15 protein-coding genes are annotated in these 16807 nt (G+C 69.7%); 5 read left to right on the top strand and 10 right to left on the bottom strand.

Annotation, left to right across the window (positions count from 1 at the left end; all coding sequences use genetic code 11):
- Positions 1–4 precede the first annotated feature (4 nt).
- From SSP08S_RS14355 to SSP08S_RS14335, 5 genes are read right to left on the bottom strand one after another with little or no spacing between them, the layout of a single operon-like run.
- Positions 5–2023, bottom strand: coding sequence for an endo-beta-N-acetylglucosaminidase (locus SSP08S_RS14355; RefSeq protein WP_019068303.1), 2019 nt, complete (start codon positions 2021–2023; stop codon positions 5–7).
- Positions 2020–3276: a glycoside hydrolase 5 family protein gene (locus SSP08S_RS14350; protein ID WP_086021975.1), complete on the bottom strand. Its 1257-nt coding sequence runs from the start codon at positions 3274–3276 to the stop codon at positions 2020–2022. The genes SSP08S_RS14355 and SSP08S_RS14350 overlap by 4 nt, the downstream gene beginning before the upstream one ends.
- 43 nt (positions 3277–3319) lie before the next feature.
- Positions 3320–4222, bottom strand: a complete 903-nt coding sequence (locus SSP08S_RS14345; RefSeq protein WP_019068301.1) for a carbohydrate ABC transporter permease — start codon at positions 4220–4222, stop codon at positions 3320–3322.
- Positions 4219–5112, bottom strand: a complete 894-nt coding sequence (locus SSP08S_RS14340) for a carbohydrate ABC transporter permease (protein WP_019068300.1) — start codon at positions 5110–5112, stop codon at positions 4219–4221. The genes SSP08S_RS14345 and SSP08S_RS14340 overlap by 4 nt, the downstream gene beginning before the upstream one ends.
- Before the next feature lie 6 nt (positions 5113–5118).
- Positions 5119–6411 carry an ABC transporter substrate-binding protein gene (locus tag SSP08S_RS14335; RefSeq protein WP_019068299.1) on the bottom strand — a complete coding sequence of 431 codons (1293 nt, stop codon included), beginning with the start codon at positions 6409–6411 and terminating at the stop codon, positions 5119–5121.
- Between the two features lie 271 nt (positions 6412–6682).
- Here SSP08S_RS14335 and SSP08S_RS14330 point away from each other — a divergent pair, with 271 nt between their 5' ends.
- Both SSP08S_RS14330 and SSP08S_RS14325 read left to right on the top strand, forming a co-directional pair.
- A complete protein-coding gene (locus SSP08S_RS14330) occupies positions 6683–7690 on the top strand; it encodes a LacI family DNA-binding transcriptional regulator (protein ID WP_019068298.1) in 1008 nt (335 codons plus the stop codon).
- 70 nt (positions 7691–7760) lie between these two features.
- The gene (locus tag SSP08S_RS14325; RefSeq protein ID WP_019068297.1) at positions 7761–8567 is read left to right on the top strand and encodes an SAM-dependent methyltransferase; all 807 of its coding nucleotides are present in this window, start codon (positions 7761–7763) and stop codon (positions 8565–8567) included.
- 65 nt (positions 8568–8632) lie between these two features.
- Here SSP08S_RS14325 and SSP08S_RS14320 read toward each other — a convergent pair whose 3' ends face one another.
- Entirely contained in the window at positions 8633–9181 is a 549-nt protein-coding gene (locus SSP08S_RS14320; RefSeq protein WP_019068296.1) for an ATP-binding protein, read from the bottom strand.
- A gap of 210 nt (positions 9182–9391) precedes the next feature.
- Between SSP08S_RS14320 and SSP08S_RS14315 the strand changes: the two genes are divergently transcribed.
- Together SSP08S_RS14315 and SSP08S_RS14310 are read left to right on the top strand one after the other, a co-directional pair.
- Positions 9392–9643: a DUF397 domain-containing protein gene (locus tag SSP08S_RS14315; RefSeq protein WP_043259451.1), complete on the top strand. Its 252-nt coding sequence runs from the start codon at positions 9392–9394 to the stop codon at positions 9641–9643.
- 159 nt (positions 9644–9802) lie between these two features.
- Positions 9803–10708: a Sco1979 family transcriptional regulator gene (locus tag SSP08S_RS14310; protein WP_026178484.1), complete on the top strand. Its 906-nt coding sequence runs from the start codon at positions 9803–9805 to the stop codon at positions 10706–10708.
- Between the two features lie 10 nt (positions 10709–10718).
- Here the strand turns inward: SSP08S_RS14310 and SSP08S_RS14305 are convergent, their stop codons facing one another.
- Positions 10719–12266, bottom strand: coding sequence for an alpha-L-fucosidase (locus SSP08S_RS14305; protein ID WP_019068293.1), 1548 nt, complete (start codon positions 12264–12266; stop codon positions 10719–10721).
- A 19-nt stretch (positions 12267–12285) separates the two neighbouring features.
- Entirely contained in the window at positions 12286–14142 is a 1857-nt protein-coding gene (locus SSP08S_RS14300; protein ID WP_019068292.1) for a glycoside hydrolase family 20 protein, read from the bottom strand.
- 257 nt (positions 14143–14399) lie between these two features.
- Here SSP08S_RS14300 and SSP08S_RS14295 point away from each other — a divergent pair, with 257 nt between their 5' ends.
- Positions 14400–15743 carry an amidase gene (locus SSP08S_RS14295; RefSeq protein ID WP_019068291.1) on the top strand — a complete coding sequence of 448 codons (1344 nt, stop codon included), beginning with the start codon at positions 14400–14402 and terminating at the stop codon, positions 15741–15743.
- A gap of 9 nt (positions 15744–15752) precedes the next feature.
- Here SSP08S_RS14295 and SSP08S_RS14290 read toward each other — a convergent pair whose 3' ends face one another.
- On the bottom strand, positions 15753–16235 hold the full coding sequence (locus SSP08S_RS14290; protein ID WP_019068290.1) for a GNAT family N-acetyltransferase: 483 nt from the start codon (positions 16233–16235) through the stop codon (positions 15753–15755).
- A 55-nt stretch (positions 16236–16290) separates the two neighbouring features.
- Positions 16291–16464 (bottom strand): hypothetical protein, encoded by a 174-nt coding sequence (locus SSP08S_RS62540; protein WP_019068289.1) that lies wholly within the window; start codon positions 16462–16464, stop codon positions 16291–16293.
- Positions 16465–16807: the final 343 nt, after the last annotated feature.

Genomic DNA, 16807 nt, shown 5'->3' with positions numbered 1-16807 from the left:
GGTGTTACCAGGCGTACGCGACGGTCACGGGGGCCGACGCTGTGTAGAGCTCCCCTGTCGCGCGCAGTTCGAACCACGCCTGCTGCTCGCCCTGTTCGGCCGTCAGCCCGCCGACGTAGAAGGCGCGCTGACAGGTGCCGCCGAGGAAGCGCCGGGTGCCGTCGGGCAGCAGACGGTGGAGCGTGTAATGGCGTACGGCGCCGGGCGCGGCGTCCCAGGCGAAGCGCAGGTTGCCGCCGGTGGCCGCGCTGATAAGGAAGTTGGCGGGAGCAGCGGGCGTCGGTGCCGCGTCGGCATCGCGCACGGCGAGTCCGCCGAGCCGCCAATTGACCGGCCCCTGCGTCGCGGTGAGCCGTACACCGATGGCGTGCAGCGTCCCGGAGAAGCCGGCGAGCGGCACGCTCACCGTCTGCCAGCCGCTGCCCGAGGCCGCCACTGGCAGATACCTGTACGGCGCTGTCGCGCCGACCGTGCTGGGTTCGGCGGTGGCGACGGCCAGTTCGACGGTCGCGCTGCCCGTGTCGGTGCGGAAGGTCAGGTCGACCACCGTGTCATCGGTGACCGGCAGTTGAGTGGCATACAGGTCCAGCGTCGTCGGCTGGTCCAGTGCGCCCGAGACCAGCACACTGCTGCCGCCGCGCCACGCGTCCGCGAAGTCGAAGGTGACGGTGGGCCGTTGGCCCGTCGTACGCACCGCCCAGCGGCGGGACGGCAGCCGGTCCTGGAGGCCGAGGTGGTTCCACTGCGCGTCCGAGGTGACCGCGCCGTCCTCGTACCAGCGCAGCCCGTGGCCGGTGTTGAAGACGCTCGCGAAGGGCAGTGCGCCGCCCACCGTGGACCGGTCCACGACCGAGACCGCCGGGGCTCGCCAGGGGTCGGTGCTGTCCGGCTTCGACGGGTCGAGTGAACGCCCGGTCCAGAAGCGGTCGTCGGCCGCGTGAAAGTCGCCCGGGGTGCGGGTCGCGGGGAGGTGGTTGCGGGTCCACTCGGGCCGGTAGAAGCCGACGGACGTGATGTGCGCCTTGGTGGTCGGCACCATCGCGTCCCAACTCACCGTCGTGTTCGACCCGTTGGACTCGACGTCGACGCCCGCCCACAACTCGTAGCGGCTGCGGCCCAGTCCGTCGGCCTTCGTGCCGGAGGCGGCCAGTGTGCTCGTGCTCCACCGGAAGTCGATGAACATGTCGTTCGCGGCCTGGAAGAACGCCTGGTTCGAGGTGTTCAGCGCGCCCTGCCAGCTGACCGTGCCGTTCACGGCCATCGCGTCGTACCAGGTGACCCGCTGCCCCTGGGCGGCGGCGAGGGACTTCAACTCGCTGACGAAGCCCTGCATGTCGGTGCCGAGCGCGGTGTTGCCGCCACTGGTCTCGGCGTTGACGAACCAGCCGTCGAAGCCGTACGCGGCGGCCACCGCGACGAGTTGGGCGGCGAGCGGGAAGTGCCCGGCGGAGTCCTTCTGCACCAGGTCGCGGGTCCACTGGAGTTGACCGCCGTAGGCGACGGGCGGCAGGAAGATGTTGCCGAGGACGGGTACGCCGTGCCGGTGGGCGGCGTCCACGATCGGCGCGTTGGGGGCGAGGATGATGCCCTCGCCGGAGGAGCCGCCCCAGAAGACGAGTTCGTCGAGGTAGGACCAGTGGGTGAGCGCGTAGTAGTCGGCGGTGGCCGCGCCCTGGGAGGGGTTGCTCGACGTCGGCCCGAAGGAGACCAGGGACTGGATGCGGGCCTGGCCCGAACGGGCGGTGCTGTTGGCCGGGGTCGGGGTGAAGCGCGCGGCCAGCGGGACGGCGGCGGCGTTGAAGGCCAGGTTCGTGTCCGAGGCGGCCGTCCAGGTCTTCAGGCTGCGCCAGGTGATGCCGGTGCCCGGGGTGCCGGAGGGCAGGGAGTCCGGGTACCAGTAACTGGCGTACGGCGGGGTCGCGGTGGCCGCGACCTGCCCTGCCGCGTAGGCGGGCAGGGGCAGTTGGGGCAGCAGGGCCGCCGCGCCGGCGGCGAGCAGGACGGTGCGTCTGGTGGGGTTCACGAGCTGGTGTCTCCTTGTGGGGTGGGGAGTACCTGATCGGGAGTGACGACCTCGGTGATGCCGCGCGCGGCGAGGTGTTCCTTGTCGTCCGCGCGCACGTCGAGGACGGTCGCCGGGCGGGCGCCGTCGGCGACGAGTCGGAAGTAGGCGTCGAAGACCGGCCCACCCGGAGCGCAGACCGAGCGGACCTGCGGGTCGGCGGGCACCACGAGCGCCGTGCTGCGGGGGGCAGGTGCGTACGTGGGCTCCCGGGCCGCCTCGGCCAGCACGAGCGCGATGTCCTTGGCCCGCCGGTCGTTGGTCAACAGGCCCAGCCCGTATTCCAGTTCGGGGAAGTCCGCGAGCTCGCGGGACACGTCGTGGGAGCACCACCAGGTGATGCCCCAGAGGTCGGGACAGTCCAGGGCGTTGGCGATGGTCGCGGAGGCGAAGTCGGCCGCGTGCTCGGCGGGGACGAGCGGCTGGGGCGCGCCGACCTCCTGGAGCCAGACGGGCCGGTGCGGTTCGTCGGCCCAGGCCTTGCTCAACTCGACGAGATACGCGGCGTGATGCTCGCTCGGCACGGAGGCACGGCCGTGGCGCTGGGCGGTGCCGTTGAAGACCCAGGAGTGCACGGCCGTCATCGCGCCCCGGCGGGCGGCCTGGGCCGGGGTGAACGGCATGTCGTCCTGGTACCAGGTCGCGTCGTACTCGGCGTGCAGATGCGGTTTGCCGGGCGCGCCCTCCGCGCAGGCGGCGAGCATCCGCTCCAGCCAGGCGTCGATCTGGTCCCCGGTCGCCCGGTCGGGGTCCGGATGCGGGCCCGCCGAGAACTGGTTGATCTCGTTGCCGAGGGTCATGCCGATGAAGTTCGGCCGGTCGGCGAGGGCGGCGGCGAGGGTGCGCAGATAGGCGGCCTGGCCGTCGAGGACGTCCGGGTCGGTGAAGAGATTGCGCCGGTGCCAGGTCCGGGTCCAGGCGGGCAGATAGTCGAAACTGCTCAAGTGCCCTTGCAGACCGTCCACGTTGACGTCGAGCCCGCGCTCACCGGCCGCGTCGACGAGCTCGGCCAGCTGCTCCACGGCCTTCGGGCGGATCAGGGTGCGGTTGGGCTGGAAGTACGGCCACAGCGGGAAGACCCTGATGTGGTCGAGGCCCAGTTCGGCGATCGAGTCGAGGTCGGCGCGTACGGAGTCGAGGTCGAAGTCGAGCCAGTGGTGGAACCACCCTTGGCTGGGGGTGTAGTTGACGCCGAAGCGCACGGCAGAAGACATCGGGATCCTGGTTCTGTAGTGCGTGTCTGAAGGCAAGGAGACGTCAGCCCTTCACCGCGCCTTCGCCCACGCCTCGGAAGAAGTACCGCTGGAGGCAGGCGAAGAGGGCGATCAGCGGGGCCACGGCGATCACCGTGCCGGCGGCGACCAGGCGTTCGTCGTTGGCGAAGGTTCCGTGCAGATAGTTGAGGCCGATGGTGAGCGTGAACTTGGACGGGTCGCTGAGCACGATGAGCGGCCAGAGGAAGTCGTCCCAGGCGCCCATGAAGGCGAAGATCGCGACGACGGCGATCGTGCCCTTCACGGACGGCAGGGCTATGCGCAGGAACCGCTGCCAGACGTTGGCGCCGTCGACGTAGGCAGCCTCCTCGATCTCGTACGGCAGGTTGAGGAAGGCGTTGCGCATCAGCAGGACGTTCATCGCGCCGATGCAGCCCGGGAGGACCACCCCGATCAGGGTGTTGTTGAGGCCCAGCTCCCTCATGGTGGTGAACTGGGCGATGATGATGCCCTCCACCGGCACGAGCATCGCGAGGATGAAGACGAGGGTGGCCACGCGGCGGCCCCGGTAGCGCAGCCGGGCGAGTGCGTATCCCGCGAGGGCCGAACCGGCGCAGTTGGTCACGACGTTGGCGGAGGCGACCTTCAGTGAGTTGAAGGCGTAGTCCCAGACCGGGATGGTGTCGGCGACCCTCTTGTAGTTGTGCAGGGTGGGGTGTTCGGGCAGGAAGGTCGGCGGCGAGCTGTAGATGTCCTCGGTCGGGCCCTTGAGCGAGGTGGAGAGCTGCCACAGGAAGGGGCCGACCGTGATGGCGAGAACGGCGAGCAACAGCGTGTAGCGCAGGGCGAGTTCCCAGACGCGGATGCGGCGGCCGTGCTCGTCGGTGACGCGGGGTTCGCGAACTGCCGCCTTCTGGACGGGTCTTGTGCGCTCGATGACGCTCAAGCGTCCTCCTTCCGGTCGGCCCGCAGCACGAGCAGCATCAGTGCGACGGTGACGACGAAGACGACGACCGAGAGCGCGGAGGCGTAGCCGACCCGGCCGGTGAGGCCGGTGCCGGTGCGCTGGACGAGCATCACGAGGGTGGTGTCCTCGCCGGCCGGTCCGCCGCTGGGGCCCGCCATCAGATAGACCTCGGAGAACACCTTGAAGGCGGCGACCGAGGACAGCGCCCCGACGAGGACCATGGTGGAGCGGACGGCGGGCACGGTGACCGTGAAGAACCGGCGTACCGCGCCCGCGCCGTCGACCGAGGCGGCCTCGTGCAGTTCGCGCGGCACGTTGGCGAGCGCGGCCAGATAAATGATCATGTAGTAGCCGAGGCCCTTCCAGACCGTGACGGCCATGGCGCTCAGGAGCAGCAGCCACTGGTCGCTGAGGAAGCCGATCCGGCCGACGCCGATCGTCTCCAACAGCGAGTTGACCAGGCCGCGTTCGTCCAGCAGCCACACCCAGATGAGTCCGACCACGACGATCGACGCGACGACCGGGGTGTAGAAGGCGGACCGGAAGAAGGTGATGCCGGGGATGTTCTTCTGCACCAACAGGGCGAGCAGCAGCGGGAGTACGACGAGTGCGGGGACCACCCCGAGGATGTACAGGGTGCTGTTGCGCAGGCCGGTCCAGAACATGTCGTCGTGCCACAGTTCGCGGAAGTTGGCGAAGCCCACGAAGTGGCCCGGGATCAGGGTGCGCCGGTCGGTGAAGGCGTTGGCCAGCGTGGAGCCGAACGGGTAGAGGATGAAGGCGCCGGTGATCAGCAGTCCGGGGGCGGCGAACAGCCAGGGGCTGATGGGCAGTTGGCGCCGCACCCGGGAGACGGTGGAGAGGGCCATCGTGGACTACCCCTGTTGCTGGAGGAGCGTGTTGCACTGCTTGACAGCGTTGTCAAGAGCTGTCTTGGGGCTCTCCTTCCCCTGCAGGGCCTTGGCCACCTCGTTGCGCAGCGCTGTCTTCATCTGCTCACTGAACAGCACCGGCGTGTAATTGACCGCGTTTTTCAGGGACTTGGCGGCGGCGATGCGCACCCGGGTCTCGTCGGTGCCGTCCTCCTTGGTGAAGTACGGGTCGTCGAGGGAGCCCGCGGTGCTCGGGAAGATGGCGACCTTCTTCGCGAACGACATCTGCTGCTGGGCGTCGGTGACGTAGTGCGCGAAGGCCACGGCGGCCGGGGTGTGCTTGGTCTTGGAGTTGACCATCACGCCCATCACGTACATGTTCACGTGGCCGGTGCTGGTGATCTGGTCGGTGATGCCGATGTTCTTGTACAGGGTGGGCGCCTGCTTCTTGAAGTTGTCGAGGTCGAGCGCGCTGCCCGGGTTCATGGCGACGGCCCCGGTGAGGAACTTCTTGCCGGACGACTCGGGGGTGGCGGTGAGCGCCTGCGGGTCGAGGGCCTTCGCGTCGTACAACTCCTTGTACTTGGTGAGGAGTTCGATGCCCTTGGCGTCGTTGAAGGCGAAGGCGGTGCCGGCCTTGTTCATGAGCTCGACGCCGTAGCGGCCGAAGTCCTCGACGGTGGGGACGTTGGCGAGCGTGGCGACCTTGCCGTCGGTCTTCTTCGCCAACTGGAGTGCCTGGGCGAAGAGTTCGTCGTATGTCTTCGGCGGCTGGTCCGCGTTGAGTCCGGCCTGCTTGAACAGGGACTTGTTGTAGAAGAGCGGGCCGGTGTTGAGGTACCAGGGGAAGGCGTAGGTGCCGGTCATGCCCGGTATCTGGTGGCTGGCCCAGGCGCCGGACAGGTACTCGCTCCTGTACTTCGAGGCGGCCTTGTCGAGGTCCATCGCGAGGCCCGCCTTGGCGAGCGGGGCGACCAGGTCCGGGGAGACGTTGACGACGTCGGGCAGGGTGCCGCCGGCGGCGTCGGCGCTGATCTTGTCGGCGTAGCCCTCGGCGGGCTGGTCGATCCACTTCACATGGGTGCCGGGGTACTGCTTCTCGAAGCCGGAGATCACGCCCTCGAAGTAGGACTTGAAGTTGGCGCGGAGGTTCCAGGTCTGGAAGGTGATGTCGCCCTCGACCTTGCCCGAGGCGTCGGTCGATCCGCCGCCGTCTCCTCCGGAGCCGCAGGCGCTCAGCGGCATGAGGACTACGGCGGCGGCAGCGGCGGCGAAGGCTCTGCGGGAGATGCGCACGGCGGATCGCTCCTTTGCAGTGGGGGTTGGCCAATCGTGCCGGGGCAGACCTTGCACGCTGTTCGCGGGGCCCGTCAATGGATTCCGCTCAGCTAAATTCATTAGTTGGCGCGATCCGGACAACAGCCCAGCTCAGCGAGGTGTGTTTGCATTCTTGCGGTGGATCACTAATGCGCTTTAGGGTGTGCTGGCTCAAGCGCATTAGTGCACGGCTCCGAGGGAATGGAGAGCGGGCTTGTCAGGCAAGCGGTCACCCGCGCGTCGGCCGACGATGAAGGACATCGCGCAGCGCGCCGGCGTGTCCGAGAGCGCGGTCTCCTTCGCGCTCAACGGCCGGCCCGGCGTCTCCGAGATCACCCGCGACCGGGTGCGCCGGGTCGCGGAACAGCTCGGCTGGCGGCCCAGCACGGCCGCGCGGGCGCTGTCCGGGGAGGGCGCGGCGACGGTCGGTTTCGTGCTGGCCCGGCCCGCGGACACCCTCGGCGTCGACTCCTTCTTCCTCCAACTCGTCTCGGGCATCCAGGAGATACTGGCCGAGCGTCATCTCGGGCTGCTCTTCCAGATGGCCGAGGACGTCGAGGACGAGTGCGCGGTGTACCGGCGCTGGTGGGCCGAACACCGGGTGGACGGCGTCCTGGTGGCCGACCCGCGCACCGCCGATCCGCGCCCCGACCTCCTCGACGAACTGGGTCTGCCCGCCGTCGTCATAGGCGGTGCGCCGGACGAACGGCATCCCGGTCTGTCGACGGTGTGGGCGGACGACGCGGGCGCGATGGCGTCGGTGGTCGACGAGTTGTCCGCGCGCGGCCATCGCCGGATCGCGCACATCGCCGGTCTGCCGGGCCTCGCGCACACCGAGCGCCGGATCCGCGCCCTGCGCGCCGAGGCCGGGCGCCGCGGGCTGACCGAGGTGCACTCGGTGACGACCGACTACTCGGACGCGGCGGGCGCCGCCGTGACCCGCCGGGTCCTCGAAGTCCCTGCTCCGCCAACCGCGTTGATCTACGACAACGACGTGATGGCCGTCGCCGGGGTGGCCGCCGCGACCGAACTCGGCTTCTCCGTACCGGGGGACGTGTCGGTGGTCGCCTGGGAGGACTCCGCGCTGTGCCGGATGGTCCGGCCGTGGCTGTCGGCGCTGTCCCGGGACAGTGTGGAGTTCGGCCGTACGGCCGCCCAGGAGTTGACCGCGCTGCTGGACGGCGGACCGGCGCGCACGGTGCGGGTGCCGGTGCCGCGGCTGATCGAGCGGGACAGCACGGGACCGGCACGGGTGTGAAAGTGCTGTGTCTCCCGGTTCGAGCCCGAATCGCCGGACACCGCCGGGTACTTCGTGTGAGGCTTTGCCCATGACCTCCGAAGACCCGCTGGCCGACCGGCTCCAGCTCGACCGGCCGCACTCCGCCCGTGTGTGGAACTTCCTCCTGGGCGGCAAGGACAACTACGCCGCCGACCGGGAAGCCGGCGAAATGATCATCAAGATGTTCCCGGACATCGCCCTGCTGGCCCGCCTCCAACGGGGCTTCCTGGTAAGGGCCGTGCGCCATCTCGCCGCGGAGGCGGGCATCCGCCAGTTCCTCGACATCGGGACCGGCCTGCCGACCGTCGACAACACCCACGAGGTCGCGCAGCGCATCGCGCCCGAGAGCCGGATCGTGTACGTCGACAACGACCCGCTGGTGCTGGTGCACGCGCAGGCGTTGCTCACCAGCACGCCCGAGGGTGCCTGCGCCTACGTCGAGGCCGATGTGCGCGATCCCGAGACGATCCTCGAAGCGGCGGCCAGGACACTGGACTTCGGCAAGCCGATCGCGCTGACGATGCTGGGCATCCTGGGCCAGATCCCCGACTCGGACGAGCCCGAGCGCGTCGTGGCCCGCTTCCTGGACGCGCTGCCCCCGGGCAGCTATCTCGCGCTGACCGACGGCACCGACACCAACCCGGCGCTCAACCAGGCGATCTCGGTGTACAACGCCAACTCCGCCAGCTCCTACTACCTGCGCAGCCCCGCACGGGTGACGGCCTTCTTCGACGGTCTCGAGCCCGTCGAGCCCGGAATCGTCCCCATCTCGCGGTGGCGGCCCGAGCCTGTCGACGTGGGCCGTGATCCGTCCGAAGTCGTGGACACGATCTGCGGCATCGGCCGCAAGGTCTGAGCGGCAACACAGAAGCGGGGTACCGGCGTTGGGCCGGTACCCCGCTTCTCTGCTTGTCCGTCGGGTCAGAGCCGGAACAGCGCCCACACCGTCTTGCCGCCGCCCGCCCGCAGGTTCCAGCCCCATGAGTCGCTGAGCGCGGAGACCACCTGGAGGCCGCGTCCGGACTCCGCGAACTCGTCGGGGTGTCCCTCCACGGGTATGCGGTCGCTGTCGTCGGTGACCGCGCACACCGCGTACGGCAGCCGGTCCCACACCGCGAGCCAGAGTGAAGGCTGCGGCTCCAGCGGGGAGTTGGGCGCCCGGCCGTAGCGCAGCGCGTTGCTCACCAGTTCCGAGACGGTGACCGCCATGTCGTCGACGAGTTCGTCCCCGGCCCGGTCGGCCAGCGCGGCGCGGGTGAAGTCCCGCGCCACATGCGCCGATTGAGGCATCGGGGGGACGACCAGGACGGAGCAGAGAGCCGGGTTGGCCCCGTCTCCGACGGTGGGGACCAGGGTGACGGTCTGCCCCGGCGCGGGGCACCCCACCTCGTCGACGGCGCGGCACAGCCACTGCCAAGTGCCCTCGATCCGCAGGGAGTCGACCGGCCGTACGACTTGCTCTGCGGACATCGCGACCCCTGAGACCCCAAGAGAACAACTGCGCGCACTACACCTGTCCGGAACATGGTCCTCCGACTGACCCTGCGAACGCAAGTGCATCGGCAATTACTGCTGCAATTGCAGACGATCTTGCGGGCGGTCCTCCCGAGGGCTATCGTCCTCCACATCACCAATGGGTGCAATTGAAGCTGCAATTGCATTCGATCTTCCGGGGGAGCGATGAGGCCTCAGACAGAACACGCGAACGGCATGTCGGCGACCCTGCTGAGCGGCGCGGAGTGGCGCAAGAGCCACCACAGCAACCCCGAGGGCAACTGTGTCGAGCTGGCCGCGCTCTCCGACGGCCACATCGCCGTACGCAACTCGCGCCATCCCGAAGGTCCGGCGCTCGTCTACACCAGCGCCGAGATCTCCGCGTTCGTCCGCGGTGTGAAGGACGGCGACTTCGACGGCCTACTCCCCGGCCGCTGAGGTCAGGCAGACCCGCGGATGGCCGGAAGGCGCCGGACACAGGCCGGCACCTTCCGGCTCCTTCACTCCCCGCAGTTATCCGGAACCTCGGTGCTACGATCCTCTTTTGAGTCCCGAAAATCTGCGGGCAGTATCGGCGCGATCGCCGAGGGGATGAACATGACTGCAGCTCAACCGGAACACGCCCCCCTGGGTACGGACGTGCTGAGCCTTCAGCGCGGTGGTCCGACGGTCCAGCGCATCATGCTGGGCACCCGGCTGCGCCGGTTGCGCGAGTCCCTCAACATCACCCGGGACACGGCCGCTTCGGCCATACGCGCCTCGGACGCCAAGCTCTGCCGCATGGAGTTGGGCCGCGTCGGCTTCAAAGAGCGTGACGTGGCCGACCTGTTGACGCTGTACGGCCTCCACGAGCCGGAGGCCCGCCAGGAGTTCCTGGACTCGGCCCGCCGCGCCAACGAACCCGGCTGGTGGCGCGCCTACGGCGACTACTTCCCGGCCTGGTTCGAGCAGCACCTGGGGCTGGAGGAGGCCACCTCCCTCATCCGCACCTACGAAGTCCAGTTCATCCCGGGCCTGTTGCAGACCGCCGGGTACGCCGAGGCCGTCATCCGGCTCGGCCGCCCCGTGGACTCCCCCGACTCGATCCAGCGCCGCGTCGAACTCCGCATGACCCGCCAGGAGTTGCTGACCAGGCCCGGAGCGCCGAGGCTGTGGGTCGTGGTGGACGAGGCGGCGCTGCGCAGGCCGCTCGGCGGGGCCGAGGTGATGCGCGACCAGCTCCGGCATCTCGTCGAGACGGCCGCCCTGCCGAACGTCACGCTGCAGGTGCTGCCCTTCGAGGTGGGCGGCCATGCGGCGGCCGGCGGTCCGATCACCGTGCTGCGTTTCCCGGTGCCGGACCTGCCGGACATCGTCTATCTCGAACAGCTCACCAGCGCCCTGTACTTGGACAAGGCGGAGGAGGTCGACCGCTATCTCGCGGTCATGGACCGGCTGAGCCTGGTGGCGCTGCCCGGCCCCGAGTCGGTGGTCTTCCTGGAGAAGCTCCTCAAGGACATGTGAGCCCTGTCCCTCAGGCCCGCGAGCGGTACAGCCTGAACTCCGCGATCCGTACGGTGTCGCGGGCCGCTGTCACGCGGACCCGCCAGCGCCGGGCGCGTACGGGTGCGGGCAGCAACAGGATGCGACTGGCGCCGATCGTGCCCGCCCGGGTCACCTCGGACCAGCTCCCGTCGACGTACGCCTCGACGACGAAGGCCTCGACCTGCTGGCCGTAGCGCAGGACGTCCTCCGCCAACCGGACGCGGTCGACCGCCTGTTGGGTGCCGAGGTCGACGGTGACCCGCCCCGGTGAGACGGCCGTCCGGGCTCCGCGTGCCAGGTCCTCGGGCAGTTCCCGGTCCACGCGCTCGCGGAACTCGCGCAGCCGCGCCACGTCCGGGTCCGCGAGCAGGCCGTCGGTGTCCGGCGGCACATTGAGCAGCAGGACCGCGTTGCGGCCCACGGAGCCGAAGTAGATGTCGATCAACTCGTCGACACTCTTGGGAAGTTGGCCCGGGTGGTAGAACCAGCCGTCGTGGATCGACACATCGCACTCGGCCGGCCACCACTGCAGGTAGTCGGTGTTCGGCTGCGCCGCCACGAGGGCGCTACGACTGCCCTCGTCGGGGGTGTCGTAGGACAGCGCCCAGTCCGTGCGGCCGTACTGCTCCTCCTTGACCGGGAGGACGCTCCACTCGTCCTCCCGCGCGGTGCCGCCCTCGTTCCCGACCCAGCGCACGTCGGGGCCGGTCACGGCGATCGCCGCGTCCGGGGCGAGTGATCTGACCAGGGTGTACCAGCTGTCCCAGTCGTAGTCCTCGACGTGGCCCGGTGGGATGCGGCCCTGGGCGCCGTCGAACCAGACCTCGTCGATCGGGCCGTACTCGGTCAGCACTTCGTAGAGGGTGTTGAGCATGTGGGCGCCGTAGTCGGTCGCGTCCAGTGTGTAGAAGGCGTCCGGGGTGCGGTCGTCGCCCTCGACGAGCGTGGGGATGGTCCGGGTGGCGCGTGCGCTGCCGTTGGCGTAGACGCCGTGGAGGTACTGGTTCTCGTCGGCGGGCGAGAGATAGACGCCGGCCTTGAGGCCGTACCGTCGCATGGAGTCGGCGAAGGACCGCAGTACGTCGCCCTGCCCGGCACGCCAACTGCTGTAGGCCACCGTGTGGTTGGTGTAGCGGGAGGGGTAGAGGACGAAGCCGTCGTGGTGCTTGACGGTGAGGATGGCGAGCTTGAAGCCGCCGTCGCGCAGGGCTCGGGCCCACTGGTCGGTGTCGAGGCCGGTCGGTTGGAACACGTTCGGGTCCTCGTCGCCGGTCCCCCATTCAAGACCGGTGAAGGTGTTCACACCGAAGTGCAGGAACGCCGTCCGCTCCAGCTGCTGCCAGGCCACCTGCCGTGCGGTGGGCCGGACTTGGGAGGCCTTGCGGACCAGGTCGGCCTCGGTGTCGTCCGCGCTGACGGGGATGCGGTAGCGGGAGTCGGACGGAGGCTGGGGCGTCGCGAGGGCGGGGGTCGTGGCGGTGCCGGTCGCGGCGAGTGCCGTGGCCGAGAGGACGAAGAGACGTCTGGAGAGGGCCATGGGGGTGGGACTCCTCTGGTCAGGGGGCGGTCAAGTGCCAGACGGCGGGCCGGTGTTGGTCCGGCGGGTACTGGACGAGGCGGCCGTCGTCGGCGACGCTCAGCGCCATCTGCGTGATGGCGTTCACAAGCCGGTAGCCGCCCGGCACGGGCGCCAACTCCCAGCGCTGCACGGTGTTCGCGGTGTCGCAGGGCTGCGGGGTGGCCGCGACTCCCGGCTGGAGCGGCACGTTGAGGGTGAGCTTGCCGCCCTGTATCTCCAGACAGCCGTCGGCGGTCCGCACCGTGGCGTAGCCATCCTGAGTGCGCTCCACGGTGGCGTCGAGGGAGGCACCCGCCGTCCGGAAGGTGTACGTCCCGTCCGCGACCGGTACCCGGGTCAGGTCCCGCCATCCGGGGGCGTTCCCAACTGCGGTGCCGCGCGCGGTGAATTGGGCGTAGGTGGCGTCGGGGTGCGGGTCGCCCCAGGTCGCCTGGGCGAGGTGGCGCAGCGCGGGCTCGGTGTCTGCGGCGACCTCGTTCTCGGTCTCGCCGCGCCCGTTGTCGGGCCAGAGGCTGATCTTCGCGCCGGTGATGCCGGTGCTGGAGGTGAGCTTCTCGCCCTCGAAACTGCGCGGGTCCCAGCTCTGGTCGTACAGCGACTCGGTGTCGCTGTGGAAGCCACCGCGCACCAGGTAGAGGGAGTAGGCCGCGTTCATCAACGGGTAGCCCTGGGCGATGAGTCGGCTCGGTTTCTCCTGGACGTTCAGCCAGTGCTCGACCGTCGTGCCCGCCGCCACCGGAACGGTGTTGGCGCCGGTGAGCCCGTCGTTCCAGATGCGCAGCTGCTTGCCCTTGCTCGCGGCGTAGGCCTGCACGCGGTTGATGAAGTCGATGTAGGCGTCCTGCGGGGTGGCGTTCGCGCCGTACTTCTCCTGGGCGTAGCGCAGCATCTGCGGGTACTTGGAGTAGTCGGAGCCGAGCATGTACTCGTCGGCGCCCATGTGCCAGGACGGCGCGGTGAAGACCTGCGCGTACTCGTCCATCAGGCTCGTGTAGTAGTCGAACGCGGCCTGCTGGGTGACGTCGAGCCGGGCGGGCTGCTTGTTGCCGTCGCTGTCGGTGAGCTGGAGGTCGGGGCGGTTCTCTATCCACGGGTCCATGTGGCCCGGGGAGTTGATCTCGGGAATGATCTCGACGTGGTACCTGTCGCCGAGGGCCACGAGGCCGCGCAGCTCGTCCTTGGTGTAGTAGCCCCAGGTGTTCGCCTCGGGGTGCGCGTCGCTCTTCACCTTGATTTCCAGGAGCAGTTGGTTGAGCTTGTGGTACGCCATCTCGCGCACCAGGTTCTCCAGCCAGGGCAGGGAGGTGTGGATGTAGCAGGCGCAGACTCCGACTCCGCGCTCCTTGTAGCGCGGTACGTCGACCGTGCGTCCGGCCGGTATGTGGTCGCTCTGGGCGAGGAGTTGGAGGAGGGTGCGGGTGCCGTAGAAGGCGCCGGTCTCGGTCGCGCCGGTGACCGACAGCCTTCTGCCCGCCTGGAGTTGATAGCCCTCCGTGCCCAACGAGCCCTGCTTCGGCCGGACGTGGATCACGATGTCGCCGGACCGGGCGGCACCACCTCGCACGACGGGCACTGTGCCGTGGCCCGCCGCCTTCAGGTCGTCGGCGAGGGTGTCGGCGACCCTGCGTTCGCTCGCGCTGCCGGCCACCAACCGGGTCCTGGGCCCGAAGTCGTAACTGCCGCGCTCCGGCGTCCAGTTGGAGAGAGCGGGGACGGTCACCGGGGGTGCCGTCTGCTGCTGGGTCGCGACCGCCGGCACCGCGGGTGCCATGAGCAGCGCGAACACCGCCGCGAAGCCGACCAGCCGGAACCGTCTCTTCCCTCGCTCAGCCATGACTCTCCACCGGTCGCGATTGATCGGACGACTGATGATTGGACTGTGCTCGGGGGCTGTCAACGGGTGCTGGGAGCAGCCAAGTTGAGCCATTGATCGGATGACCAGCAGGTCAGTCGGCACGCGCCCGGCACCGGCTCGTGAAAAGTCCAACAAGACGGGAGCGAATGTCCAAGGCCGACCACCTCTCGACGCGACGCCTCTGCCGAGGCACAGTTCTCCCTACGTACTCGCCAGTAGATTGAAGGAGCGCGCCCGTGACCAGCTGGATCGGCCGTACCACCGCCGAGATCTCCGCCGCCGTACGCGAGAAGCGGGCCACGCCCCGTGAGGTGGTGGCCGAGCATCTCGCCCGGATCGAGCGGCTCGACGGGCGGATCGGCGCGTTCCGGGTGGTGCGGGCCGAGGCCGCGCTCGCGGAGGCCGACGCGGTGGGCGCACGGGCCAATCTGGCCGAACTGCCGCTCGCGGGCGTGCCGGTGGCCGTGAAGGACAACCTCGCCGTGACCGGCGAGTCCACCCGCGTCGGCTCCGCCGCGACCCCGGACACGCCCGCCGACCACGACCATGTCATCGTGGCGCGGCTGCGGGCGGCGGGCGCGGTGGTCGTAGGCCTCACGAACGTGCCCGAGCTGTGTGTCTTCGGCACCACCGAGGGTGTCTACGGCACCGCCCGCAACCCGTGGGACACCACCCGCACCGCAGGGGGTTCCTCGGGCGGGAGCGCGGCGGCGGTCGCGGCGGGCATGGTGCCGATCGCCCTCGGCAACGACGGCATGGGTTCGCTGCGCATCCCCGCGGCCAACTGCGGTCTGGTCACCATCAAGCCGGGGTTCGGGGTCGTCCCGGCCGGGATCGGTGACGGCGACTGGTTCGGAATGTCCGAGAACGGCCCCCTGGCGACGACCGTCGAGGACGCCCGGCTGATGTTTTCGGTCATCGCGGACATCGAGGTCGTACGTCCCGACGAGTCCGTTTCCCGCAAGGTGGCCGTGTCCGTGCGCAGCCCGCTCGCCGGAGTCGCCGTCAGCAAGCCGTATACGACCGCCGTCCGGGAGGCGGCCGGGCTGCTGACCGAGGCGGGGCACGCGCTGCACCGCGCCGATCCGCCGTATCCGCTGTCGCTGAGCACCACCTCGCTGGCGCACTGGACGGCGGGCACCTCGGTGGACGCGGCGGGGCTCGACCCTCGGAAGCTGGCGCGGCGGACCCGGGTGCACGCGGCGATCGGGCGGCGGTTCGTGAAGAGCGTCCGCACCGGGCGGAGCCGGGAGCAGTTGCGGGAGCGGCTGACGCCGTTCTTCGCCGAGCACGACATCCTGCTGACGGCGGCGCTGGCCCGGCGCTCCCCCAAGGCCGGGCCGTGGCACGAGCGGGGCTGGCTGCGGAACGTGCTGGCCAACACCAACTACTCGCCGATGACTCCCCCGTGGAACCTCACCGGCTGGCCCGCGATGTCGGTCCCGTTCGGCACGTTGCCGTCGGGGGCGCCCTGTGCCGTACAGCTGGTGGGGCGGCCGGGGTCGGAGGCGGCGCTGCTGGAGCTGGCGGAGCAGCTGGAGAAGCTGCGCCCGTGGGTGCGGACGGCGCCGCTCGACTGACGGTCCCGGCTAGAGGGCGCGGTACATGATGTGCAGGCCCACGCGGCCGTCCCGGGGATGGTCGAAGGCGTCCGGCACCGTGCCCAGGATCGTGAAGCCCAGGGAGCGCCAGAGCTTGACGGCGGGGTTGGTCTCGACGACCGCGTTGAAGACCATGCCGCGAAAGCCCTGCTCGCGGGCGGCGGTGAGGATGTGTTCGGCGAGGGCTCGGCCGATGCCCCGGCCGCCGTGGTTGGGGTCGACCATGAAGCCGGCGTTGGCGATGCGGTCGGCGGGGCCGCCGTAGTTGGGGGTGACAAAGGCCGAGCCGACGATCGTCCCGCTCTCGTCCTCGGCGACGTACACGCGCTTGGGCGGGGACGTCCACAGGGCCCGGGCCGCCTCTTCGGAGGTGTCCCGGGCCCAGGTGTAGGTGTCGCCGGCGGCGACGATCCGGTGCCAGAAAGGCCAGATCCGCGGCCAGTCGTCGGCCGCGGCTTCTCTGATCAGCATGGGCGCGATTTTCGCACGCCCATGCTGTCGGCGATCGCGATGGGTCCCGTTGGGGTCAGTCCACGCTGGGCAGGATGTGGGGCTCGGCGAGGTCGTCCTCGTAGCCCGCGAGACGGATGGGGGCGGACCGTGCCCACACGGCCAGGCTGCCGAGCTCGTCGGACCGGTGGCCCGCACGCTCCGTGGGTTCCTTGGGGCGTTGCTCGCGATTCGTCTTCTCCGGTGTCACCGCGCACTCCTTATGTGTCGGGTCACCCTCGGGGCATACCGGCCGTTCTCCGGTCCGGTACCTGAGGCCCGCTCGGGTGTGGGTTAAAGGCAGTTCGGACGCGGTGGCGCCGGTTACTCGTGTGAGAGCAGGCCGTTGTGAACGGCTTGCCCCGGGACGGACCATGGGTGTGGGTGGGACCCCTTGTTGCTGTCCGTCCGCCCCAGACTAACCAAATGAGCGGGCTGCCGCTCGATGGGGCTGAAAACATGGAGTAAAAATTAGCAACGCTCAGCCACCGGGTCGGACCGGCCCGGACACGTGGGCCGCCGGAGCCGTGCACATTTCTCACCTCTCGACCAGT

Source organism: Streptomyces hokutonensis (assembly GCF_000376565.1).
GTDB classification, from domain to species: Bacteria; Actinomycetota; Actinomycetes; order Streptomycetales; family Streptomycetaceae; genus Streptomyces; species Streptomyces hokutonensis.
The sequence above is the reverse complement of the archived record's forward strand: the minus strand, read 5'-3'. Positions and strand labels throughout refer to the sequence as shown.